Below are 24,795 nucleotides of genomic sequence, written 5' to 3'. Positions count from 1 at the left end.
TTTGCATTCATTCTTCTTCGATGAACAGCGGAAGACCCCGCATGGGCGGGGCTTGTCCTAGGAACCATTATAAACGTTTTTGACGAAATGCGACACAGGCTTGCCTCCAATTAGTAACAATAGCGGAGTTCGACCCGAAATGAATGTGTGTATAACCCGCCACCAGCTGGGCACCATCTCGATGCACCGCTCCCTCTGGCCGCTCTCCGGCCAGTCCGCGGGCACGATATGCCGGAGGGAGCGCCCGCTCCTCTTCTACGTGAATTGTAGAATAATGGAACTCGTGTCCACGTGCCGTCTGCCCGATTGGCAGCATGAAATTGCCTGCTTCCCCAGTCACCTCGCGGTATCCGAGCGCAGCCAGCTTCGTTCCCATGCGCGTCTCGCCAGGGATGATACCGATAAGCGGATGGACGCAGCCATCCGTCAACACAAGCCGCTCCGTCAGAAGCATATAACCGCCGCATTCAGCAAATGTCGGTGTACCCGCCTCAATCGCATGGCGGATGGACGCCAATGCCCGGCCGCACTGCGCCAATTCCGGCGCGAACGCTTCCGGGAAACCGCCGCCGATATACAAGCCGTCGACCCCCTCGGGAACCGGCTCATCTGCCAGCGGCGAAAAGCGGGCAAGCTCGAATCCGTACGCTTCGAGCAGCTCCAGGTTGTCGGGATAGTAGAAGTGGAATGCCGCGTCATATGCGAGCGCCAAACGCAGCGGCTCCCGGATTGCGCCGGGCTTTTTCCATGCCTCCCGTACGGCAGACGAGCTGTCCTGCCCGCTCGGAACAGCGCTGCCTGCCGGCGCCTTGAAGCTTATGCCGCTCGAGCTCTGCAGCGGAGCCGACTCTGCGATGCGTACTAGTTCATCCAGATCTGTATGCGCCTCGACAGCATCAGCCATGCGGTCGAACAGGGAGTCGAGCGTTCCCCGTTCGATGGCTGGGACCAATCCCAGATGCCGTTCCGGCACGGCCAGTTCCTTATCCCGCACCACATAGCCGAGCAGCGGCACATTGCATGCGGACTCAATTGCTTCCCGGAGCAGCTTGCCATGCCCCTCGCTGCCGACATTGTTGGCAATCACTCCGGCAATGCGAAGCTCTGCATCGAAATGTTGAAAGCCAGCTACCATGGCGGCAGCGCTTCTTGCCATGCCAGACGCATCAATGACGAGCAGCACCGGGCAATCCAGCTGCTTCGCGACGGAGGCGGAGCTCCCTTCATCTGAATCCGCCCTGCGTCCATCATATAGGCCCATGACGCCTTCCATAATGGCAATGTCCGCTCCATTCGCTCCCCGGATGAAGATGTCCCGCATGCCGTCTGGACCGCACATCCAGCTGTCAAGATTGCGCGACGGAACGCCCGTCACTGCGGTATGATAAGTCGGGTCAATGTAATCGGGGCCGCACTTGAATGGCTGCACCTTCCAGCCGCTGCGCGTTAAGGCCCTCATTATGCCGAGCGTCACGGTCGTCTTGCCGACACCGCTACCCGTTCCGGCTATAAGCAGCCTTCGAGCGGGACTTGTAGAATTCCCCACCGTTCCTTCTTCCCGTCCCTTTCGCGCCTTTGCGTTGTGTTCCTTCTGAATTGCATGCTCTTCCGAATTCAACGTCATCCCCCATTTTCGCGCCTTATCTTCCCATTGTACAGAACCTGAACCTCTTCCGCCAACTGTCGAATGGCAGGTGTAAGTTGGGAAGGAATTGCACACCCTAATATGCACAAGCAAGTCAGTACAATGGGAACTAAGGAGGAGAATTGGCATGTGGTTTCCGATAGTAGGCGGCACCGTCCTGTTCATCTTGTTGTCCATCTGGATAATTCCGTACTTTGCCGTTTATCAGATGACACGAATGAAGGGCTCTACCTATGAGCAGTGCCTTGATTTACTCGAACATCATAAGGTATTCACCAAAAAGCAGTATGACGATTGCGATAAAGAAGAGCTGTTCATCCGCAGTCATGACGGTTTATCGCTTCATGGGTATTATATCGAATCCTTTCCTGCGTCCAGACGCGTCATCATCATCGTCCACGGCTATACGTCGGCACTTGCCTGGTCCGCCCAATTCATGGCCATGTTCTTCAAGCTTGGCTTTAACGTCCTGCTCGTGGATCAGCGCCGTCACGGCCAGAGCGAGGGGAAGTATACCACCTTCGGATTCAACGAAAAAAACGATATGCAAGCATGGGTAGATTGGGTTATCGCCCGCAAAGGCGAAGACTGCGCGATCGGACTGCACGGCCAGTCGCTAGGCGGAGGCACCGTGCTCGAGTATGCCGCCATTCATCGTCCACAGGTCCGGTTCATTATTGCGGACTGCCCGTATTCGGACTTAACGGAGTTGATTTATCATCAGGTCACTAAGCTCAACCATATGCCTGCATGGCCAATCATGCCGCTCATCAATCGCTTGTTGAAGCGAAAAGCCGGATTTATGCTGGATGATGTAAGCCCCATTCGCGTTATGAGAACATGCAAGCTGCCGGTTTTGTTCATTCATGGCAGCAAGGATATTTTCGTTCCCACCCGCATGAGTCTCGATATGTATAACGCAAAGCCGGAACCGAAAGCGTTCGTGCTGGTGGAAGGGGCCACACACGGTGTTTCCTATTGTATAAATAAGGAACAGTATGAAGCCAAGGTTACGGACTTCGTCCTGCAAGTGGCGGGAACGCCGCATCCAGAGGAATTGGAGCAGCCCGTAACCGCGAGAATGCCAGTGTCCGATACACCGCCGGAGCAGTTCGTCCCGGACGAAGGAGGGTCAATCCTGCAAGGCGCCACCTAACAGAGAACCTCAGTATGGAGATGGGACCGCATTATAAAGAAGCAGCTATCGAAAAGTAAGGCATGACTCCGCATTGTTGCGACTTACTCCGTTCGAGCAGCAGCTCGTTCAGACTGAAGGGGAGGCGCTCCAACCGCCGACCCTTTGCTCCATTCTCCCCTTTTTTCAGAAGGCGGTTTGCCCTATATCGCTTTTTGGGTAACTGTAATCAATAATTGGCAGCCTATATGCCCATGGCAATCTATTTGAAGCCTGTGTGCGCTTATCCTTAACGTTTATCCTTTCTGAATGTACGGGAGAGTAAACATAAGGACCATTTCACAGCATGCCTTCCTTACATGATGCCTTCCTTACATGCAAAACAAGAGGCCGTCCCTTGGTCTATATGACCGCAGGAACAGCCTCTATATCAATTTCCACCTCGTTTAGCCCCGTCCCCGAGCAGCAATTCATCATAATCGGCGGCATTCAAGCTGTACATCGACTCTGCATTGGCACGGCGGTCGGGATCGCAATCGGCAAGCCGCTTGTAGCGGAACACGCGTTCCAAGGCCGCCTTGACTCGTTCGCCTTCGCCCCGTTCCTTCAGCAGCTGCATAAGCTCAAAATCGCGGATACCGCGCTGCAGCCATTTGTAGCGCAACGACAAAAGGGGCTTGCCAAGCGGGCCAGGATAAACAAAGTTCGTATCCCCCGCTTTCCAAATCTCCGAGCGGTACGCCAGCTTTTCTAGAGGTTGATCCGGCCATACTGTATAATTCCAGCGCAAGAAGCCATCCAGTCCAAGCTGCTCGACATACCACGCAACGAGCCGGCTCTCCATCGCTGGCGAACCGAGGAACGTGTTCGGACGGTCCGGGCTGCAGCAGACGTAGTACAACAGCGTACCGTCAATCGACGGGCGCTGCTCCATCAGACGTTCATGCTCCTTCACGACACAGTAGAAGCTCGGCACGTAGTCGGACACACCCTCCATCCCTTTTTCCACGAATTCCGCGTGATTGATGGCAACCTTATACTTAAAAGCCGGCGCCGCCTGGCGCAGCCAAGCGAGCTTCTTATTGAAAAGGTCGTAATCTGACGGTTCGTCCGCCAAAATACGCACTCGCTCCATACGCCCCGTCGACGTGAAGTGCGCCTCCAGCGCTTGAACGTAGGCCCGCAGCTCGCTCTCTTCCCGCATAAAACGGTACGTTCCGCTCGTCTCATCATAATAGCGGACACGAATCGCATCCGGCGCGCCTTCGGCCAACGCGCCGTATCCCGCATGCGGGTCCTGCCAAATATTCAACAGGCCGAACACTTCGATTTCACGCGATATGCCGTGCTTCTCCCCAAGCTCGATGTAGCGATCCAAGGCGGAGAAGTCGTAACGGAATGTCCCGTCCGCCGCCTTTTGCGCGGATACGATGCTGTATTCGAACAAGTCTGACGGGTCGCGGTCGTTATGGGACATTTGCCCAGACCATGGAACCTCGGAGACGACGACCGTGACGGCCTTCTGCCCCAGCTTGCTCATGCTGTCCAAATAAGCATCCAATACGGCAAAATGCTCCTCTGTCCAGAGACCGGTCTTATACTTCCGCGCAATATTCGAGCTATGCTGCCACAAGTCCAGATAGAAACGGTAATCCTTCGCTTCCGGAAGCGTCTCTTCCGCCACGACCCATTCGAACGCGCATTCGCCGGCACACTGCTCATCGGCGAACATGTGATGCGTGAACAGGCGGACACGGCCATGGTACGTCCCCGCTATCATTGCCTCATCCGCCGTCAGCTCCACCCATACCGGCTGCACTTGGCGCGCTTCCACCCGCAGGTGTGCATCTTCGAGCAGCAAATCTGCCTTCGGCGTTCCATCATCGTCTCGCATGAACCCGATCAGCTTCACGTCCGGCTGAACAGCTGCCCCCTCAATCGCAACCTCTACGCGAGCAATATTGAGCGCTCCGCCCTTCCAGAACAGCGTATCGGCATTCGCCGCGAGCAGGAACGGCTCATCGCTCGACACCAATACTTGGAACGCCGCGCTGTCCCGCTTGCAGCTGACGACGCTCTGATGCCGCTTCTCCGCAATTGCCGCATACCGGTTCCATTCGCTGTAGCTGCGCACTTCCTTATGGAACATATCTGTTACGCCCACATACATCGTCATCTCGCGCATCTCCCCTTTTTCCCGATTACACGATGGCTTCACGCATGAACAAATCCTCTGGCAAGCGCGCATCCCAAGCAGCCGGAATCGGCAGGCCGAGCGCCGCCGCAACGACAGCTGCCGTGTCCTTGAACGTCAAGCCCTCAAGCCGGGCCGAACGGTTCACCCCCGGACCCGCGCAACCCCAAAATATCGTCTGATCCATCGGATGGCCGCTGCCGTGGCCAGTGGCCACCGCCCCGCCGCCGCCGTGATCCGTGACGAATAGAATGAGGCTGTCGTCCAGCCATTCCCTTGCTTCAATCGCGTCCAGCACTTGCCCGAACATCTCATCCGCCGCCCCGATCGACTGCACGTGCTCTGCTGTGCTGTATCCATAGCGGTGTCCTGCCGCATCAGGCAGGTCAATGGCAAAATAGAAGATGTCGATATCATCGATATCGCGCAAATATTGGGTTGCTAGCCGCGTCAGCTCCGCATCGCTGGCAGAAGCTTTATAAATATCCAGTCCGTCCTCCACCAGTCCGAAGTTAATCGGCGCCCAAGCCGTGAACGAAGCCAGCTTCATCGCGGCATCCGCTTCCCGTGCGACTCGGAAGAACGACGGATAAGGGGAATCTTGCGGAAACGGCGTTGCGGCAGCAATATCGTTGTTGACACCGTGCCGATCCGGTGTCACCCCATGCAGCATCGCGCCCCAGCACTCAGCGCTTATCGTCGGCAGTTCCGTCTGTGCGTGCTGCGTCATGACGCCCGCCTGCTTAATAATGCGGTCCATATTCGGAGTGGAGGCCTCCTCGTTCCAATTCCCCGCCCCGTCCATGCCGAGAATAAATACGCGTTTGACGATACGTGTGCGTTCACTCATCCTTGTTCTCCCCTTATGTTGAAAAATGGCTTTCTTCATAAAATAGGGACGTTCACATTATTTTCGTTTTTGATTCCGGTTTACAAGGAAGGCTCCGCTTCGAAACGAAGCGGATTTCCCGCTGCGTGCAGTTCAAACACGACAATGTGGTTGTCGCCCCCGCGCAATATCGGCGCAGGCACAAACAGCGTCTGCTGCGGACCTGCTTCCCAATAACGGCCCAGGTTGAAGCCGTTGATGAAGACGACGCCTTTCTTCCAGCCATCGAGACGCAGAAACGTATCCTTCGGCGTGCCTTCAATGGTTAGCGTGGCTTCATAGAAGCCCGGCTGTTCTCCTGACAGCTTCGAAGCCGGCGCGTCAAAGTTCACGCCGTCAATCGTCTCCAACTCCAAATTGCGCACCTCCCAGTGGAACAGGAACTGCCCGTTCAAGCGCACGCCGTGCGTGATGCCCTTGCGGTCATACAGCTCTGGGCCGTAGTTGACCCGTCCCATATTTTCCACGAGAATATCGAGCTGTGCGCCGCCTTCCAGAATAATGACCGGAATGGACTTCGGATCCCAGCGCTCGATGATGCCTGCCAGCTTCCGATCGAGGAAGACGAGAGCGCGGTCACGCACATCTTGAATCGTCAAGCGGCTCTCCGGACGAGGTCCCGAAATCCGCGTGGAGTACATGATAAAGCCGTAGTTCTGGCCGTATTTTTCCATCGGCTCCGGACATACGCTCGTCTTCGCATCCGCCATTGCGGCGATCGTGTCGAACAAGTACACGCTCCGCGACACCTGCACCGTGCCGTAATCTGCTTTAGGCGTGTTCGCCGGCAGTTCGCCTTCAGGAAGCAGCGCGTACTTCCCGATCACTGCACGGAATGCATGATACTTCGGTGTAAGGTCGCCTGCTTCGCTAATTGCCGCGTCATAGTCATAGCTCGTGACGGTTGGCTCGTATTTGCCTCCGTGGTTCGCCCCGTTCCAGAAGCCGAAGTTCGTGCCGCCATGCGCCATATAGAAGTTCACCGATGCTCCGATGCGCAGCATGTCGTCCAGCACCTTGGCTGCATCTTCAACATTGCGGGTATGATGCTGTTCGAACCAATGGTCGAACCAGCCGTTCCAATATTCCATGCACATGAGCGGTCCATCCGGTTGATATTCCTTCAGCTTGTCGAAGGCCTCCTCCACACGGGAGCCGAAATTCACTGTTGCCAACGCGCCTTCCGCCATGCCGCCTTGCAGCATATCGTCCTGCGGTCCGTCGGAGGTGAACAGCAGCACGTCTATGCCGCGCTCAATGAGCATTTGGCGGAGCGCCTGCAAATAGGCTTGGTCGTTCCCGTAGCTGCCGTATTCGTTCTCGATTTGCACCGCGATAATCGGACCCCCATTCGTGGCAAGCAGCGGCGTAAGTTGCGGAAGGAGCGCATCATAATAAGCGGCTACTTTGTCCAAATAACGCGGATCGCTGCAGCGCAGACGCATTTCGTCCTTCAAGAGCCAAGCCGGGAGGCCGCCGAATTCCCATTCTGCGCAAATGTACGGGCTCGGGCGAACAATGACATACAGCCCCACCCTCTCTGCGACGCGAATGAATTCGGCTATATCCGCCATCCCTTCGAAATTGAACCTGCCTTCCCGCGGCTCGTGCAAATTCCACGCAATGTATGTTTCCACACAATTGCAGCCAAGCGCCTTCAGCTTAAGCAGGCGATCTTCCCAATACTCCGGTACGACACGAGAATAATGAACCGCCCCCGAGATGAGTTGAATCGGCTGGCCATCCGCAAAAAATTGCTTGCCTTGGTACGAAAGCGTTGTCATGAGCCTCTCTCCTTCTGCTTTATCGGTAAGTTCTTTAAATAGTCGCATGCAAGAAATGATCAACTTCCGTTGTATCTTCATGATAGCGTTTTTTTAGAGATTGAACATGCATTTTATTTACTTCTATATGCACAAATGTTGCAAGAAAAATGACTTGCATCACTCAAAAGCGTGCAAGTCACAATCATAAAATCTCAATTTGCAGTTTCTAATCAGCATTTAAACGCTTCAATTTGCACTTTCAGGCGGCCCGCTTGATCACGCAGCACGTCGGATGAAGCTGCCATTTCCTCCATGACGGCTGTCTGCTCCTGCGTTGCGCTCGCCACTTGGCGCGTGCCTAGCGCCATTTCATTGACGACGGCGGCCATCTGCCGCGTCTGCTGCAACGTGGTCGCGAAGCGTTCCGTCTGTTGGCCGACTGACGTCGCGATGTCATGCACGGCTGTGGACGCCTGCTTCGTCACTTCGGCAATCGTATTGAGCGCACGGGCAGCGTCATCTTTCTTCCCAGCTTCCAGACTTACCGTCTCGACCTGAGCCGTAATAAGACCCACGGCCTCCACCACTTGGGACTGCATTTGGACAATCCGCTCGTTGATGTTGCTGACGGCTGCCGCGCTCTGCTCAGCCAGCTTCCGGACTTGGGACGCAATGACCGCAAAGCCGGCTCCCTGTTCTCCGGCGCGGGCCGCTTCAATGGAGGCGTTCAGGGCAAGCAAGTGCGTCTGGTCCGCAATTTCACGCACCGCAATCGATATATCGCCGATCTGCTCGGCCTGCTCGTTCAACCGCTGCACGGTGTCAATCGAAGCTTGTCCCGCTTCGGCGGCGCGCAGCATCCCGTCCATGATCGATTTCAAAATATCTTCGCTCTCCGCCAGCGTATCCAGCATGTTTGCCGTCATGCGCTCGGTTTCGCTTGCCCGTTCCCGCACAGCGACTGCGGAGGCATGAATTTCTTCTACCGATGCAGCCGACTGCGCCGTCCAGACCGCTTGCTGCTCTGCGCCATGGTTCATATCCTCGGCTGTACGCGATATATGCTCAATTTGCTCTGCCGCATGCGTCATCGCGTCGCCAAGCATGGAAGTATTGCGCGTCGAAATGTCCACACTGCTTTTTATTTCCGCAATCATCCCTTGGAGATTGCGAATCATTTTGCCGAAAGAATCGGTCAAGACCCGAACTTCATCATGGAAGCGGTAGGTAGGCAGCGTTACGCTCAACCGGCCCTGAGCCGCTTCATCCGCCGCCTTCGTCAACTGAATGAGCGGCTTCACAATCAAGCTTGCAGCCAGCCATCCGAGCAAGCACGTCCAAAATATGCCGAGCATAAAAATAATCGCATCATACGCTAAATCACCCATATTCGGGGCAAGATACGGCTTCAGCACGAAAATAAAGAAACCGCTAGTCGCATAGGTTACTCCAGATACGATAAGCATGCCGAACACCATTTTCTTCTGCAGTCCGAATTTCATCATTCTATCTCCCCCATGTATTGATGATAACCCGTCGCACTCTATTCTTGTGGTTCGTGCTTATTCGCAAGGAGCAGCAGTATCGTGATGAGTAAAAAAGCAACGAATGCCAGAAGCGGTATCGTAATCCATCCGTACGCATCCAAATAATCCGTATTGCAAGGAATGCCGGAGCGACAAGGCGATGTGTCAGCCATTGCGGGAATTTTTTGCACCATGTAATGATAGGTCGAGATCAGTCCTCCGATTATTGATAACGGCAAGGTGTAACGCACTATGCTGCGGTCATTCCGATAGGCGGCAATGCCAAGCAGAATGACCAGCGGATACATGAAGATACGTTGGAACCAGCACAGCTTGCACGGCTCCCAGAACAAAATATCGCTCATGTACAAGCTTCCGCCTGCCGCAACAAATGATACGAGCCAAGCGAAATGCAAAGCGTAACGCCGAATAACCATCATATCGCTTCCACGCCCCCATCCATTATTTCGCTTCGTTCAGCGCCGTCTCAATAAACTCTTTCAATTGGCTGTAATTATCCCATTCACCCGTAAATTCTTTGCCGTTCACGAAGACGGTCGGCGTGCCGGTTACTCCGGCTTTGTGAGCCATCTCTTCGTCACCTGCGACCTTCCCCTGCATCGTGCGATCGTTCAAAGCCTTCTCCAGCTGGCCTGCGTCCACTTCTGGAACGACACGCTTCGCCAAATCAACAAGGAACGGAACAGTCACCCAATCCTTTTGTTCATTTTGCTGGGATGTATACAATTCATGATGGTAGGTCCAGAACGATTCCGGGTTTTGGCGAAATACTTCTTCCGCCGCTTCGGAAGCCAACTCTGATTTAGGAATGACCAGCTTGTTCACAAAAGTGAACGACACCTTGCCCGTGTCTACAAAATCCGCTTTTAATTTGGGATAGACCTCGTCTGTCCAAATTTTGCAGGCCGGGCATTTGTAGTCGCCGAACTCCACGACCGACACTTTCGCATCCTTCGAGCCGAGCGTCGGCTGGCCTTCAAGATTGAACTCTACCGCCGGCTTGTTCACCATTTCATCCGTTTTAATTTTCTCCCCTTGTCTATTCAATACAAAAATAATGCCGAGCAGTACGATAATGGCAATCGGCAGCATAATGAGAAACATGCGTTCGTTTCCTTTTTTACTTTTGCGCGATGATGATTTTGCCAATACATTCACCTCTTCTAACTTTTTTTCACCCATTTTAAATGTACTGGAAAGCTCGTCATATTTCCATTTCTTTTGTCAAAAAAATCTTTTAAAATCGTGATTTACGCCATTGTTTGTTAACATATCCCATCTTATATAGATTAACCCTATAATAGGGATAGGTATTATATATTTGTCCTATAATCTAAATCCTTCCATACTTAATCAGTATTAGGCCCGGTTGACATGACGAGAGCTTAGCCATATCAATCCATAGCTAAGCTCTCCATCTTGGTACTCTTAATGTCCCCCGTGAGGGTTGCCCCTGCTCTCTGCCTGCTTGGGTTCAATCTCAAGCAAGGCATCGACCTCGCTTTGAACGCTCGGCATCACGCTTCCTTCCGCTCCCGTAAGCCAAGCTGCATTATAAGGCCCTTCCACCGGCGTTGTATTGTACCTTGGCCGGACGGACTCAAGATACGTCCGCACCTCGTGCGGAACCTTACCTCCGCTCATCAATAGCAGCGGCGCATGCTTGCCCATATGCGCGAACGGGGCCTGAGCAATGGCTAACCATTCCTCTCCTTCCCGCACGAAGGAGAAGTTATGACCCGGAGATACAATGCCCCAGCCGAAGCCCGTCTTGACATCCTTATATTTGGCGAACGCGATTGCTTGCTGTACGGGGTCCTCTCCTTGAATACGCACGACTCTGCCGAACGCTTCCAGTTCCTTGGCCACCCTTGCCGGCACAGCTTGCTCCGGCCCAATCACATACATGACCGCATGCTTGCGCCGCTTCGCCAGCGCATCGGCTGTCGCCTGCGGGATTCCTTGATGGCTGACGTAGAGCACCGGCTCCGGCATATGGGCAATCCAGTTGACGGCAGGCAGGGCGAACTTCGCATCATCTGCCGATGCAATGATGACCGATCGCGGCTGTTCCTTGTTCGCCCGCGTATAGTAAGCATCGATATCGGCGGCAAGCTTCGCAGGCTCGTCTCCTTTTATAACATCTGCCTTCAAGCCAAGCTGTTTGAGTTGTTCCATGACGCTGGCATCCGCATCCCCGACCACAATCGCCTGCACCCCGCCATTTTCCGGAGAGCCTTTCGGCTTAAGCCGTTTCAGTTCGGACAGCGTTTCATCAGGAATGCCGTCTTTTCTTATATAAAGCAATGGTCCGTTATTCGGAAAATGAATCAAATCAGCAGCCGCCATGGCAATCGCCCAGTCGTCATCCGGCACGAGCACGACTCCGTTCGGCCGCTGATTATCGCCGGTCGCGGGCCATACCGTGCGTGAAACCGTGACAGCCGCTTTAACCGGATCATCCGTATTGACACGCACCGTGTTCTTCGTTGCAATCCATGGCGCATGGATAACCTGTTCATTCACGAGCGGCTCTCCCGCATGAAACGCCGCTTCTCCCGTAGAGGCAGACATCGCATCGGCGCAGCCTGCCAGCAGCAATGCAACAAGGGCACACGCCATTCCTCTGGCGCAGGTTGCGGCGGCTGATGTCCGGTTCGGCCGTTCCTCCGGCGGCTGATGTGCCGCATGCTCTCCCTGGCCATCGGTTGCAATGGTTTTCATCGCTTCGCCCACTCCTTAACAGTAACAGTTGGTTTATGGTGTTAAGGATTCCCGGCGATCCAACTTTTTACTCCAGATTGTATACCCTTCGTTCCGGGCACCGTTCACGCAGCGCTTTGCCGCGCGGGCAGGATGCGCTAAAATATCATTAATATGGACCCGCAAAACATCTCGAAAGGAATGGAGATATGAGCAAATTTACAATAATATACAATAGGATATCCGACGATATCGCAGCCGCTCAAGCCGCACCAGAAGACACGGGCGCAGTGAGATCGCTGTTGGTGCAGACGGCCGAATGGCTGCGAAGCAGAGGCTCTAGCCAATGGAGCGGACTTTTGGACGGTGTAGACACGCATAATACGACGGGTGCGATTGAGAACGGAAACGTGTTTATCTTTAAGCAGGGGGCTCAGATAGCTGGTATCGTCATGCTGCTGCGGCAGCCGAGTGAATGGGACTGCGCGTTATGGGGTGATGAGGGGCACGATAGCAGCATTTATGTGCATCGATTGGCCATTCATCGGGATTATGCCGGCAAGCGGATCGGCGCGGCAATCATGAACTGGGTAGAGCATGGAATCTTGTTCCCGGGTAAAGACCGGATTCGCTTGGATTGCATCGCAAGCAATCCCACGTTGAACGCCTTCTACCAGAGCATGGGATATGAGTATAAAGGAAACCATACGAGCGGATATAACATTTACGAAAAAATAACTTCCCCTATGTAGCTCTGCACCGAAAAAGGCCGCTGCCCCGCCCGTAAAGGAGGGGTAGCGGCCTTCTGGATCATAAGATGCTTATTCACGATCTTTGCCCAGCAAAATCGTAAGTCCGAGCAGGGTAACCAATATTGTCGCGCCCATATCGGACAGAATGGCGATCCAAAGCGTCAGCCATCCCGGAATGGTAAGCAGTAATGCGACAAGCTTGAGGCCCAATGTAATGCCAATATTCCAACGGATAATCCGATTCACCTTGTGGGAAATGCGAATCGCAATCGGAAGCTTGCCAAGATGATCCTGCATGAGCACGATGTCGGCTGTCTCAACGGCGCTGTCCGTGCCTTTGCCCATCGCGATTCCGAGCTGTGCCGACGCGAGCGCCGGCGCATCATTGATGCCGTCGCCGACCATGGCGACGCGATATTTCTGCGACAGCTCCTTAATCTTCTCAACCTTCTGCTGCGGCAGAAGCTGCGCATGCCAATCGGTTACGCCCACGTTGTCCGCCACTTGCCGTGCCGACTGCGCATGGTCTCCGGTCAGCATCACCGTATGCTTGACGCCCGCTGCATGCAGCGCCGCGATCGTATCTTTGCTCTCCTCGCGGATCTCGTCCGCCAGTCCGAACAACCCGAGCGGTTCTTGGGAATGCTCGGAGACGACTACTACGAGCGTAAGACCGCGCGCTTTCAGCTGCTCCGCTTCTTCACGCGCTCTCCGGACGCGATCCGCGGCGTCTCCTTGCGGTGCCAGCTTATCCAAGACGCGCTCGCTGCCTACCCAATATGCCGCTCCTTCGATGATCGCACGGATGCCTTCGCCCGGAACCGTCTCGCTATGCGACGGCTCTGGGAATGCCGCTTCGCCCTTCGTGTCCAAGTAACGCATAATCGCTTTGGCGAGCGGATGCAACGAAGCCTGCTCCACCGCTCCGACCACTTGATAGAATTGCTCCGGACGGTAAATCGATTCCGCCTGCACGGCGGGTTCCCCTTTGGTCAGGGTGCCTGTCTTGTCGAAGGCGAGCGCTTCAATCTTGCCAAGCTGCTCCAAATGAACGCCGCCCTTTACGAGAATGCCGTTGCGGGCAGTGCGGGTAATCCCGCTCACAATAGCAATCGGCGATGAGAGAATCAGTGCGCACGGGCAGCCGACAATGAGTACGGCCAACCCTTGATAGAGCCACTTGTACCAGTCTCCATCGAACAGCAGCGGCGGCACGAGAATGACAAGCGCGGCCACAATCATAATAATTGGCGTGTACACCTTCGCGAAGCGGTCGATGAACAATTCCGTCGGCGTCTTCGTATCCTGCGCTTCCTGCACGAGATGCAATATTTTCGCGAGCGAAGAATCTTCGTACGCTTTATCAATCCGCACCTTCAACACGCCGTCCGTATTCACGCTGCCCCCGAACACTACATCGCCATCCTGTTTCGATACCGGCAGCGACTCCCCTGTTATCGCCGCCTCGTTAACAGCGCTGTGCCCTTCAAGCACCGTACCGTCGGAAGGAATCTTCTCTCCGGGGCGGACAAGCACCGTATCGCCCATGACGAGCTGCTCGATCGGGATCGTCATCGATTGTCCGTCCCGCAGTACCGTTGCCTGCTTCGGCGCTACTGCAAGCAGCGCTTCCATCGACTGGCGCGCACGCTCCATCCCATAGCCCTCAAGCAGTTCGTTCAACCCGAACAAAATAGCGACGAGCGTTGCTTCCTTCCACTCCCCGATGAGCACTGCACCGGTCAAAGCCACCGTCATGAGCGTATCCATATTGAAGCGCAGGCGAATCAAGTTTTTCAAGCCTTTTAGGAACGTAACATGACCGCTTAGCAGCATAGCCAACAAATATACGGCGATAAGAATTCCGTTCGGAATCCGGCCGTCCAATAGAAAGGTAGAAATAAATAAAAGTCCGGAACTTCCGAGGAACCACTTCATCTTCTTCATGTCTCCGTGGCTGTGATCATGTCCGTGGCCATCGCCATGGGCATCGCCGTGATCATGACCATGGTCGTGTCCATGAGCGTGGGAATGACTGTGGCCCCCGGGATGAGAATGCCCATTCGACTTCGAGCCTGCCCCTGCTCCCGGCTCGGCAATTCTGGCTCCATCCGTTCGCAATATGCGCTTCACGTTGGCCATATCAATGTTGCGGTTCAGCTTAAGCGTGCCGCTGTTATAATTAAGTACGGCATCGTCTCCATGGTCGAGGCGGCGGATTTCCTCCTCCAGCCCTTTCGCGCAATTGGCGCAAGACAGCCCTTGGACACGATATGCTACTCGTTCATCGGTTTGTTGTGGAATGCTCCGTGTCGTCATGGCAATGCTCCTCCCTGAGATGTTCAAGCGTCATCCGAATTAGCGTGCTGATATGATGGTCATTCAATGTATAAAAGACGTTCTTCCCTTCCTTGCGCGACTTGGCGATGCCAAGCGATTTCATCAGGCGCAAATGATGGGATGTCGTCGCTATCGATTGTCCGGTCAATATCGCCATATCGCAGACGCACAATTCCTCACCCTCATCCAGCAAACATGCCATTTTCATGCGTGTCGGATCCGACAGCGCCTTGAACATCTGCGCCATCCCCTGCACTTCGTTGTCTTCTACGCGCCCTTTTAAGGAGTTAATCTTCTCGGCATCGTAGCATACGATTTCACAGACATCGTCTTTTACGTTGTCAAGCCCATTCTCGTCGGACTTTTTTAATTTCCGCGCAGCCATTAGCGTCACCTCACCTGTATATTGTTGTAAAGTTGGTTAAATATTAAGCATGTAAATTGAAAACCACCAGAGCTGCATTTGCATGGTAATCGTAAACATTACAATAATCAAACTAATGTTTGAATGTTTCTTTAATAGCAGTATACAACGACTTAATCGCAAATTCAAACGAATATTTTAATATTATGAAAACTTAGACTGTGAGAAGGAGTATCGCAGTAAAAAAAGGCGCATCCCCTTTTCGGCAATCAGCATTGCCGAACGACAGGATACACCTTTGATTAACGTCTTGCCATCTTCTCTGCGGGGCCTTTACTTGTCTGCTCCGTCGTCTTCGTACAAGGCGCTCCAAGCCGCCGTGAACGGCACGGCCTGCTTGTCATTAACCGATACGTAAAGATCTTCCTTCACATAGAACCGCCACAGCTTACTCTCATATTCTTGAGCATATGGAATGTTGATGCGCGGCGCACACATAATCCTGTGCGCACCCGGCCATGTTCCGCCTTCCACCCATAGCTCCTCGCTTTGCGTCATATCTATGCCGTTGCATTGCTTATCGATCTGCAGCGCCTGACAGAGCTTTCCCGGACCGTTGCATAGGTCAGCCGCTTTCCGCGAGCGAATGTGGCGGAACTGCTTCATTCTCGCCTCATCGCCGTCCGTCTCCGGCGCGATTGCGCGGATCAGCACCGCTTCCGGATGGTCTATTGCGTTCGCCACCACGTTCAGGCAATGATACATGCCGTAAATGAAATAGACGTAGGCCGTTCCGCCATCATGGAACATCGTCTCAGTCCGTGCCGTCCGCCGTCCATTATAGGCGTGGCATCCTTTATCTTCTGGACCGACATAGGCTTCCGTCTCTACGATGCGGCTCTTGATGATGCCCGCTTCCGTCCGTCGGACAAGCACACTGCCGAGCAGCGTAACGGCCAGCGTAACAGCATCATGCCGATACGAAGCCCGGCTGTATCGCCCGGCTGGCGGCAGCGGCAAACATAACGTCGAACCTATAGAGTCCTCTATCCGTTCCGAACGCCTTACCGGCTCTTCTGACATCTGCCCGCCTCCTTATTCATTAAGATTGCTTCGGTTGTCCTGTCAATCAACCTGCTGATATGCAGCGTCCCTATTCAAGAAGCGGAAGATGCGTCTTCCGACCGCTGTCCATACTCACAAATTTCAAGGAACGCGCAGCGGCGGCAACGGCGCGCATGATCCGTCGGCTCAAAGGACTCTGCCGATAAGGGACGATTGATCTCCGGCTCCGCCAAATAGTCTCTCATCATCTGGATGCTGGCGACCACGTGCCGCTCCAGCTCCGCCATCTCTTCGCCTTCTACCCGATCCTCATAGCATTGGCCGCTCAACAAATACTCCGTTCGTATATCAAGGCGTTCGTACGGCACTTCATACATCCTATGGACGTACAGCCCATACAGCCTCAGCTGCGTCTTGTTCCGTTCATCCTCCTGCCCCGTCTTCCAATCGACAATGACATGACGATTGTCTTGGCGGAACATGAAGTCAAGCTTCACATACACTTTCGTGTCCGCTACCTCGATCGTATTGAGCCGTTCGATTTCCAGCATGCGGGCGTGCGGCTCCTGTACGAACTGCTGCAGGCTGCGGCTCCCCAAAAACCGATCGGCCAAAATCGGAATGCGTCGTTTAATCGTATCGGTCACGTGGTGCGGCAGTTCGCCGTCATAATACATTTCATGCAGCATCGTGCGCTTTTTAGGCTGCTCCCGCCATGCCGCTTGATCGAGTGAATCCTTATACGCTTGATTCAACAAGTTGCGCACTCGCCGCGTCAGCTCATCCGCTTCCAGCAGGCGACCTGCTTGACTGAACTGCATCAGCGTCGTCTCCGCCATTTTATGCATCGCATCTCCGAATACCAAATACAGATTCGTCATCTGCTTCAGGCGATATGCCTGCTTCGCCAGCTCCGGCGCCTCGGGCAGCCAGCCATTATGCGCGGCATAATAGTGATAGTAATATTTGCGGCGGCACTCTTCGAACAACGTATGCCGCGACGGCGACCATGACCATTCCGGGTAAGGATTTCGCTGCAAGGTATATCCACTCCTTTCATCGTTCCCATCGGCTTCAGGCTTCCCCGTCATGTTGGACCCCGGGCCTCTTCGATAGGGAAGGAACGACTCTTTGCATCTCGAGTCTATTATACCGATAGGTATTGGTTCGAAGAAGCCTCCTCCATGACAACCCGTACATGCGGGATCGGCGAAGCCGCTTTCCCGGTGGGGCAGCGGCTTCGGTTTGGCACAGTATTAATTTTTTACCCATGCGACTTTCAAATCCATCTCCTTGATGCAGTCCGAAGTATCGTTCAAATCATTATTGACAAGCGGCGACACCGGATAAACATTCATGCGCGCCGGGTTGTAGGGACGCAGCATGCGAGCCAGCGCCTCCACCTCGGTCGTCTCGCTGTTCAGCCAAGCCTCCGCCTCGCTCTGCTCCAAAATCGCCGGCATCCGCGCATCAAATTCCGCAATCAGTTCATTGGCCCGAGTCATCAGCAGCGTGCAAGTCCGGTATTGCTCGCCGCGCGAATCCTTCCATATATCATACAATCCGGCCACTCCGAAGATTCCTCTCGTCCGGAGGATAGCCCGCATCGGATAGCTCTTCTTTCCTGCCTGCCGCCAATAGTAGAACCCGCTGCAAGGTATGATGCATCTTTGCCGCTCAACGACTCTCCAATAGGCAGAATTCTCATGCACCGAATACAGGTCCGCATTCAACGAGTCTTTACCCCAGAACGGAACCAATCCCCATCGGTACTCGTCAAGTATCCGCTCGCCGCCTGATTGCAGCACGACCGGAACCGTCTGCGTCGGGCTGATATTGAACCGATGCCTGTAAGGGAACATCACTTTGCTAATTTGAAAATATTGCGTAACCTCCGGTAAATCTGCTGCCAGTGAAAATCTTCTGCACATCCTCATCACCTTCCTCTTGAAACGTATTGTTTGTCAATAAAGGAATATTATTCAAGAAAAAGGTGGTGCCGCCGCAAAAAAAGAAGCACTGCCGCGCCATTGATGCAGAGTGCTTCCTTGATTGGATTCCTATGTTGTCAGATGCTCAGTCCATCCACTGGCTGCGCAGCGCGAACAACTCCCTGAGCTCGGTCGTGGACAACTCTGTTATCCATTTGTCGCCGGCGCCTATAATTTGCTCGCTCAATGCCTGCTTCTGCTCGATCATATCATCTATCCGCTCTTCCAATGTCCCGAGAGCGATCAGCTTATATACTTGCACGTTCCGGGTCTGCCCGATACGGTAGGCACGGTCAGACGCCTGATTCTCGACCGCGGGATTCCACCAGCGGTCATAATGGAAAACGTGATTGGCAGCCGTCAAGTTCAACCCCGTTCCTCCCGCCTTCAGGGACAATATGAATACGGCAGGACGTTCATCGTCAGGCAGCGTCTCGTCTTGGAAATGCTGCACCATGCTATCCCGCTCCGCCTTCGCCACCCCGCCATGCAGGAAAGGCACTTGCTCCCCGAGCTCCTTTGCAAGCACGGATTGCAACAGCCGGCCGGTCTCCGCATATTGGGTAAAGATGAGACTGCGCTCTTTCTCGGCCCTGAGCTCGGCAAGCATCTCGAGCAAGCGGATTAGCTTGCCGGAACGCTCCGGCCCCGAACGGGCCGACGCTTCCTTCTGCAGCAGCCCCGGATGATTGCACACCTGCTTCAGCTTCGTCAGCGCCGCAAGAATACGCCCTCTGCGTTCCATCGTTCCGAGCTGCTCGAGGTCGCCGAACAACTGCTGCAGCGTCTGTTCATATACGGACGCTTGCTCCGCCGTGAGCGGCACATACACCTTCGATTCACTTTTCTCGGGCAGATGCAGTTGAATCTCCGGATCTTTCTTCAAGCGGCGCAGCAGGAAGGGCTGTACGAGCCGCTGCACGAGCATGGTCCATTCCGCATCATGGGTCCGCTCGATCGGATTGACGTACGTTCGCCGGAATTGCGACAGCGTGCCGAGATAACCCGGATTCAGAAAGTCCATAATCGACCACAACTCGATCAGGCGGTTCTCCATCGGCGTTCCCGTTAATGCGATCCGGTGATGCGCGTCCAGCTTGCGGATTGCCACGGATTGCTTGGCATACGGATTTTTAATATTTTGCGCCTCATCGAGACATAGCGAATTCCACTTTGTCATCCGCAGCTGCTCGCGGTCCAGCAGAGCAAGCGTATAGGTCGTGATGACGACATCGGCATCCTTGATCTCATTCAAAAAAACCGCCCCTCTGGTTCGGTTCGGACCATAATGCAAGCGGACGCGCAATTGGGGCGCAAAGCGCTGCAGCTCCTTCTGCCAATTGCCGATGAGCGATGTCGGGCAGATGAGCAGCGACGGGCCTCCCACAGGCGCTTCTTCCTTCACGCGCAGAAGATAAGCGATCCACTGTATCGTCTTCCCGAGCCCCATATCATCAGCAAGACAGGCCCCGAGACCGAAGCGACGCATGAACATTAGCCAGGAGTACCCCTCGGCCTGATAGGCGCGCAGCGATCCTTGAAGCGCGGCTGGCGCTTCGCATTGCGGAACGGACGAATGGTGCTGCAGATTGCCGATGAATTGCTGCAGCTGATCGTTCAATTCCATTTCCAGCCGCATTTCATTGTCACGCTGCAGAACATCCTCGCCCAATTCCTCCTCAAGCCGTGCCCGCTCCGCGCTTAAGTGAAGCTCCAGCACTTCGCCCAAGGTGACTCCTTCGCTCCCGACCTTTTTCATCATGCTGCGAATCTGCTCCACTTCTTCTGGATTCAATTGAATCCATTGACCGTGCAGACGCACAAGCCTCCGATCCTCCTCAATCAGCGAGCGGAATTCGGCTTCGCTTAATTGCAAATCTCCGACCGCCAGCTTCCAATCAAACTGCACCATATGCTCCAAACCGATCATCGATGCCGAAGAGGAGCCGGAGGAAGAAGTTAATTTGGCCTTGAGCCGTGTCTTCAATTGGCGAACCCTCTGCCACCAGGCAGGCACTACGACGTGGAAACCCGCTTCCGCCAGAAGCAGGCTGCCATCAGCAAGGAACTGCCATGCCTCTGTCTCGCTCAACCTCGTCTTCAAGCGGCGGCTGTCATCCCCTTCCGCCAGCCACGGCAAAATCTGCAGCACTTTCCCGACATCCCGCTTGAGCCGCGGGGCGATGAACGGCATCCATGTATCCGGAAACGATCCGATGGCCGGAGAGATACGAGCTTCCGTCTCCTCATCACCAGTCCCCTCCACGCCGTCAAATCTGCAAGCAAGCTGATGATTGGAATCGTTCTTGTCTTGCACAAGCACATGCAAGCGCCAAGGGCCGCGGTCTTCTTCCGGTTCGTCCAACCGCAGGATGACACGGAACGGAGTGTCGTCCCTTTCCCATCTGATGGAATTCAACCAATCCCGCTCATCCCACCAAGGAGAACGTTCCGCAGGCAAACGCAACGTTTCCAATTCCGGTCTGGCACTTACCGCCCTCCGCCACAAGACCGAATGTTCATCCCGCTGTTGCAGCTGTTCAGCCATCAGGCCGTCAAACCAATCCGCCAATCCGGCACCCTCACTCTTCAAATCGCGGGCCTGCTCGAGAAGCTCAGCCTGTTCAGCCTGTTCTGACTCCGTCAACAGCAAGTCCCATCCGAATGCTCCTTGCTTCCATTTGGTGAAAGATGGTTGGAATCGCCCCTCGGCAACAATCTTCTCATACAGCTTGGCGGTCCGTGCCGCAACGCGGAAGCTGCCCCCTTGCACCACTTCCGCCCAACGGACCGAAGCCGGCTGCGTCACCATCTCAAGCAGCTCGGATGCCGTCACCACGATCCCTTCCTTCCGATCGTCCTCTTCCGTGCGCAGCATTGTGCCGTAGAAGGAAGGGGCGTGCCAAGCGAACAGCATATGCTTAAGCGCCTGTATATTGCGCAGCAATCCGGTATTGAATATAAAGAAGCTTCCATCCCCGCGCCTGCGGATTTCCACCATCCAAGACAACGCTCGCTCTATCATACAATCAGCGCCCCTCTTTTGATTTCCTCCTGCAGCGCCCTCAGGCGGGAGTAACGATCGGAGAGGCCATCCATATACCGCTCCCATACGGCAAGCGAGTGAATGTTCTCATACAATCGATGCATGCGCTGCAAAAGATTGACCGCAGCGCGGTAATGCTCGCGGCTGCGCTCCTCGATATGCCGCTCCACAGCCTGATGGTATAGCGGCAGCACCACTTCCGGCGCGGCGCGCTCCACAATGTCCAGCTCTGAGGGCGCCACTTCTTCCGGAGAGATGCGCTGCAGCAATTGAATCTCCGCCCAATCTCGGTAGCGCTGCCGATCCAACAAAAAGGCAGACAAATAAGGATATACACCCGGCATTAACGTTAAGATAAGCGACTCCATTCCGGCTTGGTCATGCGCCTGCTCATACACCCGCTCCCAAAACTGCCAATATTGCTTCATATCTTCACGGCGCCCTGACTGCCGCACGAAAGGGGCGAGCGCCTCCAGCCAGATTGCGAGACGATCCAGACGATTGTGCCGCACATGCTCATGCAAATAGATCCAATAACGCCCCGGCTCCTTATAGTACGTCAGCTCGTTCAAGCGTTTCACCGCCTGCTCTTCAAATCCGAGCATCACCTCAAGGTGAAGGAGCGCGGCGCGGATGGCGTCCCTCCGGCGGGGACGCAGTGCAGATGCGGGAGCAAGCATCCGCTCGAGCCGCTGTCGAGCTTCCTCCATCCACTCTGGCCGATTCAGCACCGTAGACCATAGCACAGCGAACGGTTCCAGCCCGTCCACGGGCGATTCCTCCTCCGAGAAAGCAATCGCTTCTGCCATTACGCCGAGATCGGTTACATGCTTCTCGTAGGCAGACGGTATGGAGGAAAGCGTGAATGATTCGGCTAAAGCTTGCAATTGGTTCATGCACGGGCCCGCGACATCTGCAGCGGGAGCATCCCTGCCTTGAACTCCGGTTGGGCCTCCATTCCGATAACGGATGGACAGCTGTTGAATGAGGAACAACAGCACATGCATGCGGTACAGCGGCACGATCGGCTTCGGCAATGCAGCGGCCGCGCGGTACAGCTCATCCTTCGTCCATTTCACAATGTCGGTTACTGGAGAATGGAAGTCGGTGAATGCCTTGCCATACTTTTTATGAAAAAAATCATGCCATTCCTTGGCTGGGCCAGACGGGTTCAAGGTTAACTGCCTCACCTGCTTGCGGCGCTCAAGCTCCGCCTTCTGCTCCGCCCGCTTCCGCACAGCCGCACGGTGGCGTTCCTCTTCGATATATACTTGACGGAATTCCGCCAAATACAATTCCGGCTTGCCTCCAGTCTGCTCGCACAGCTGGAAAAACACGGCTGCCATATGTTTGCAGTAGCCGCCGTCCTGACATGTGCACTCGCTCCGCTTCACCTGCTTCACGTTGAAGCGGACACGGTAGCGCTTCGTTTCGTGCACCTCCGCCGTTATCCACTGCTCCTTGCTTGTCTTGGCCTCCGGCTTCGCCACCGTCCGAATATCCGCATCCGTCTCTGCGTGCATCCCGGATACTGCCTGCTTGCGGTAATAACGCCAGCCCTGTTCCAGCGTGGAATAGCTGAAGCGGCGCTTCATCTGCTCGGTTAAACGGTTGAATTCATTGACGGACAGTCCCAGTTGTGACAACCACAAGTACCTCCACTTTGACGGCGTTCTACCCCGAAAGCCGCATTCTATATCCTTTCAGTTTACACAAAATAAGCGGAATATAGAAGGAAAGACAACGAAAAACGGGCTGTTGATTGGATCAACAACCCGTTTGGGCGAACTTTTCCCTTGCGCTATCATAAGCGAGCATCTGATATCTTAATGCTGCTCTACCGTTATACGCAGTTGTGTTTTTTTGCCGCCATATGTAAATGTGATGACGGCCTTGCCTTTGCTCACTGCGGTAATCGTGCCCTGATTGGCGGTCGCCTTGCCATTTGACTTGGACTGGGCGAGCGACGTTACATCGGTGCTGTTTCCACTGCTGGACACGGCCTTTACCCGATAAGTCGTCGTTTGATATGGAGCAAGCTTCGAGCTCGATGCCGTGACCGTCAGCTTCTGCAGCTTAGGCGTGACCTGAACCGGGATTTCAAATGTGCGGTCACCGTAAACGCCGACGATTTTCGTCGTGCCTTCCGTCAGCCCCTTTACGCTGGCGCCTGTTGCTTTGGCGATTTGCGCGTTTCCGGATGTCCATGCGACCTTGCTTGCAAGCGACACCTTTTTACCGCTGGAATAAGTGCCGATCACTTTGATGGGCTTAGAGGATCCGGCTCCAATCACGAGAGACGTAGGCTGCACCTCGATGTTCGCCAAGCTCTCCTGCAGGGTGACTGGAAGTGACACTCCTTTTCCTCCATAATACAGTTTTACGCTGGCACGCCCCTGCGACTGGCCCGCCGCCGTAACTGTGCCGTTGCTCACTTGAATGCCTTTGCCGGCGACTTTAGCCGTCACTTGTGAGGAGACATCCACCGTGCGCCCGCCTTCGTAAACCGCCTGAACGGAATAAGTGGCTGATTTACCGGGAGTCAGCACCAGCTTCGCAGGCGTTACGGTTAGTTTTTTAATCTTCGGCGTCACCTGCACGGAAACTTCGAACTTTTGCCCGCCTAAAACGCCCGTAACGGTCGTACTGCCTTCCGCCACTCCCTTTATCGTTGCGCCGTTTACCCTCGCAACTTGATCATTTCCGGATTTCCATTGGATTTTAGTTCCGATCGATACTTTTTTTCCATTGGCGTAATAACCGGTTACTTTAATCGGCTTAGAGGAACCCGCACTTAATGTGACGGGAGACGGATCCGCTTCATATTTCACGAAATCCTCCTGTATACGAACGGGAACGGTAACCGTCTGATTGCCGTATGTGCCTTTCAGCTTCGCTGAGGCGCCATATCTGCCGCTCACCTTGCCTCCGCTGATATTCAACACATCCGAACTGGGCTGCCACGTGACGGATCCCGTCACGTCCTCGATTCTGCCGTCCTTATATAGGGCGTTCACCTTAGGAAGATCGGTTTCCTTTCCAATGACGAGATATAATGATTTGGACGCAGCCTTCAATTTAAATGAAGCTGCCGCGGCATTGCTCTGGGCATGCATGCTTCCCGGCCATGATATGGCAAGGATCAGCATGGCACAAACGAATAACATACCAAAACCGAAGCGGCCTTTTCCTGATTCAAATACTGGCTTCATAAGCTTCTCCTCTCTCAACTGCCTGTTGTATCATTTCGTTGCCTTATTCCGATACCTAACGATTAGACTGCGTTTCTATCCGCATAGGTTCATATGATTGTGAAAGGCACTACTTCTTATAACGGCTGTTGATGAGAAAAAGTGTT

18 protein-coding genes are annotated in these 24,795 nt (G+C 54.4%); 2 read left to right on the top strand and 16 right to left on the bottom strand.

The annotated features are described in order from the left end of the window. Positions 1-67: 67 nt before the first annotated feature. Complete coding sequence (locus JSQ80_RS13055) at positions 68-1,624, bottom strand: cobyrinate a,c-diamide synthase (RefSeq protein ID WP_087431745.1); 1,557 nt, start codon at positions 1,622-1,624, stop codon at positions 68-70. A gap of 148 nt (positions 1,625-1,772) precedes the next feature. On the opposite strand from JSQ80_RS13055, the gene JSQ80_RS13050 reads away from it, so the two are divergent. Then, positions 1,773-2,801, top strand: a complete 1,029-nt coding sequence (locus tag JSQ80_RS13050; RefSeq protein ID WP_206095575.1) for an alpha/beta hydrolase — start codon at positions 1,773-1,775, stop codon at positions 2,799-2,801. Between the two features lie 409 nt (positions 2,802-3,210). Here the strand turns inward: JSQ80_RS13050 and JSQ80_RS13045 are convergent, their stop codons facing one another. The 7 genes from JSQ80_RS13045 to JSQ80_RS13015 all read right to left on the bottom strand — a co-directional run bounded on the left by JSQ80_RS13045 (position 3,211) and on the right by JSQ80_RS13015 (position 11,900). Continuing rightward, on the bottom strand, positions 3,211-4,998 hold the full coding sequence (locus tag JSQ80_RS13045) for a DUF4091 domain-containing protein (protein ID WP_336245733.1): 1,788 nt from the start codon (positions 4,996-4,998) through the stop codon (positions 3,211-3,213). Then, on the bottom strand, positions 4,982-5,824 hold the full coding sequence (locus JSQ80_RS13040; protein WP_087431748.1) for an alkaline phosphatase family protein: 843 nt from the start codon (positions 5,822-5,824) through the stop codon (positions 4,982-4,984). Before JSQ80_RS13040 ends, JSQ80_RS13045 begins: the two co-directional genes overlap by 17 nt. Positions 5,825-5,904: 80 nt before the next feature. Continuing rightward, positions 5,905-7,647 carry a glycoside hydrolase family 35 protein gene (locus JSQ80_RS13035; protein WP_206095574.1) on the bottom strand — a complete coding sequence of 581 codons (1,743 nt, stop codon included), beginning with the start codon at positions 7,645-7,647 and terminating at the stop codon, positions 5,905-5,907. Positions 7,648-7,859: 212 nt separating this feature from the next. Next, entirely contained in the window at positions 7,860-9,134 is a 1,275-nt protein-coding gene (locus JSQ80_RS13030; RefSeq protein ID WP_240463651.1) for a methyl-accepting chemotaxis protein, read from the bottom strand. Positions 9,135-9,172: 38 nt separating this feature from the next. Continuing rightward, entirely contained in the window at positions 9,173-9,595 is a 423-nt protein-coding gene (locus JSQ80_RS13025; RefSeq protein ID WP_087431750.1) for a disulfide oxidoreductase, read from the bottom strand. Positions 9,596-9,617: 22 nt separating this feature from the next. Next, positions 9,618-10,334 (bottom strand): DsbA family protein, encoded by a 717-nt coding sequence (locus JSQ80_RS13020; protein ID WP_336245732.1) that lies wholly within the window; start codon positions 10,332-10,334, stop codon positions 9,618-9,620. A gap of 270 nt (positions 10,335-10,604) precedes the next feature. After that, the gene (locus JSQ80_RS13015; protein WP_206095573.1) at positions 10,605-11,900 is read right to left on the bottom strand and encodes a cell wall-binding repeat-containing protein; all 1,296 of its coding nucleotides are present in this window, start codon (positions 11,898-11,900) and stop codon (positions 10,605-10,607) included. Positions 11,901-12,088: 188 nt separating this feature from the next. Between JSQ80_RS13015 and JSQ80_RS13010 the strand changes: the two genes are divergently transcribed. After that, positions 12,089-12,631: a GNAT family N-acetyltransferase gene (locus JSQ80_RS13010; protein ID WP_206095572.1), complete on the top strand. Its 543-nt coding sequence runs from the start codon at positions 12,089-12,091 to the stop codon at positions 12,629-12,631. Between the two features lie 69 nt (positions 12,632-12,700). On the opposite strand, the gene JSQ80_RS13005 is transcribed toward JSQ80_RS13010, so the two are convergent. The 8 genes from JSQ80_RS13005 to JSQ80_RS12970 all read right to left on the bottom strand — a co-directional run bounded on the left by JSQ80_RS13005 (position 12,701) and on the right by JSQ80_RS12970 (position 24,649). Beyond that, on the bottom strand, positions 12,701-14,950 hold the full coding sequence (locus JSQ80_RS13005) for a heavy metal translocating P-type ATPase (protein WP_206095571.1): 2,250 nt from the start codon (positions 14,948-14,950) through the stop codon (positions 12,701-12,703). Next, positions 14,916-15,356: an ArsR/SmtB family transcription factor gene (locus JSQ80_RS13000; RefSeq protein WP_206095570.1), complete on the bottom strand. Its 441-nt coding sequence runs from the start codon at positions 15,354-15,356 to the stop codon at positions 14,916-14,918. Before JSQ80_RS13000 ends, JSQ80_RS13005 begins: the two co-directional genes overlap by 35 nt. A gap of 312 nt (positions 15,357-15,668) precedes the next feature. Next, positions 15,669-16,418: a DNA-3-methyladenine glycosylase gene (locus tag JSQ80_RS12995; protein WP_206095569.1), complete on the bottom strand. Its 750-nt coding sequence runs from the start codon at positions 16,416-16,418 to the stop codon at positions 15,669-15,671. A gap of 74 nt (positions 16,419-16,492) precedes the next feature. Continuing rightward, positions 16,493-17,440 carry a PD-(D/E)XK nuclease family protein gene (locus tag JSQ80_RS12990; protein WP_206095568.1) on the bottom strand — a complete coding sequence of 316 codons (948 nt, stop codon included), beginning with the start codon at positions 17,438-17,440 and terminating at the stop codon, positions 16,493-16,495. 216 nt (positions 17,441-17,656) lie between these two features. Continuing rightward, the gene (locus tag JSQ80_RS12985; RefSeq protein WP_206095567.1) at positions 17,657-18,331 is read right to left on the bottom strand and encodes an SOS response-associated peptidase; all 675 of its coding nucleotides are present in this window, start codon (positions 18,329-18,331) and stop codon (positions 17,657-17,659) included. A 145-nt stretch (positions 18,332-18,476) separates the two neighbouring features. After that, positions 18,477-21,416, bottom strand: a complete 2,940-nt coding sequence (locus tag JSQ80_RS12980; RefSeq protein ID WP_206095566.1) for a DEAD/DEAH box helicase — start codon at positions 21,414-21,416, stop codon at positions 18,477-18,479. Next, complete coding sequence (locus JSQ80_RS12975; protein ID WP_206095565.1) at positions 21,413-23,083, bottom strand: SWIM zinc finger family protein; 1,671 nt, start codon at positions 23,081-23,083, stop codon at positions 21,413-21,415. Before JSQ80_RS12975 ends, JSQ80_RS12980 begins: the two co-directional genes overlap by 4 nt. Before the next feature lie 180 nt (positions 23,084-23,263). Beyond that, on the bottom strand, positions 23,264-24,649 hold the full coding sequence (locus JSQ80_RS12970) for an Ig-like domain-containing protein (protein WP_206095564.1): 1,386 nt from the start codon (positions 24,647-24,649) through the stop codon (positions 23,264-23,266). Between the last annotated feature and the right edge of the window lie 146 nt (positions 24,650-24,795).

This window comes from Paenibacillus apiarius, assembly GCF_017052585.1.
Classification (GTDB): Bacteria; Bacillota; Bacilli; order Paenibacillales; family Paenibacillaceae; genus Paenibacillus_B; species Paenibacillus_B apiarius.
This window is presented reverse-complemented; position numbering and strand designations above follow the sequence as displayed.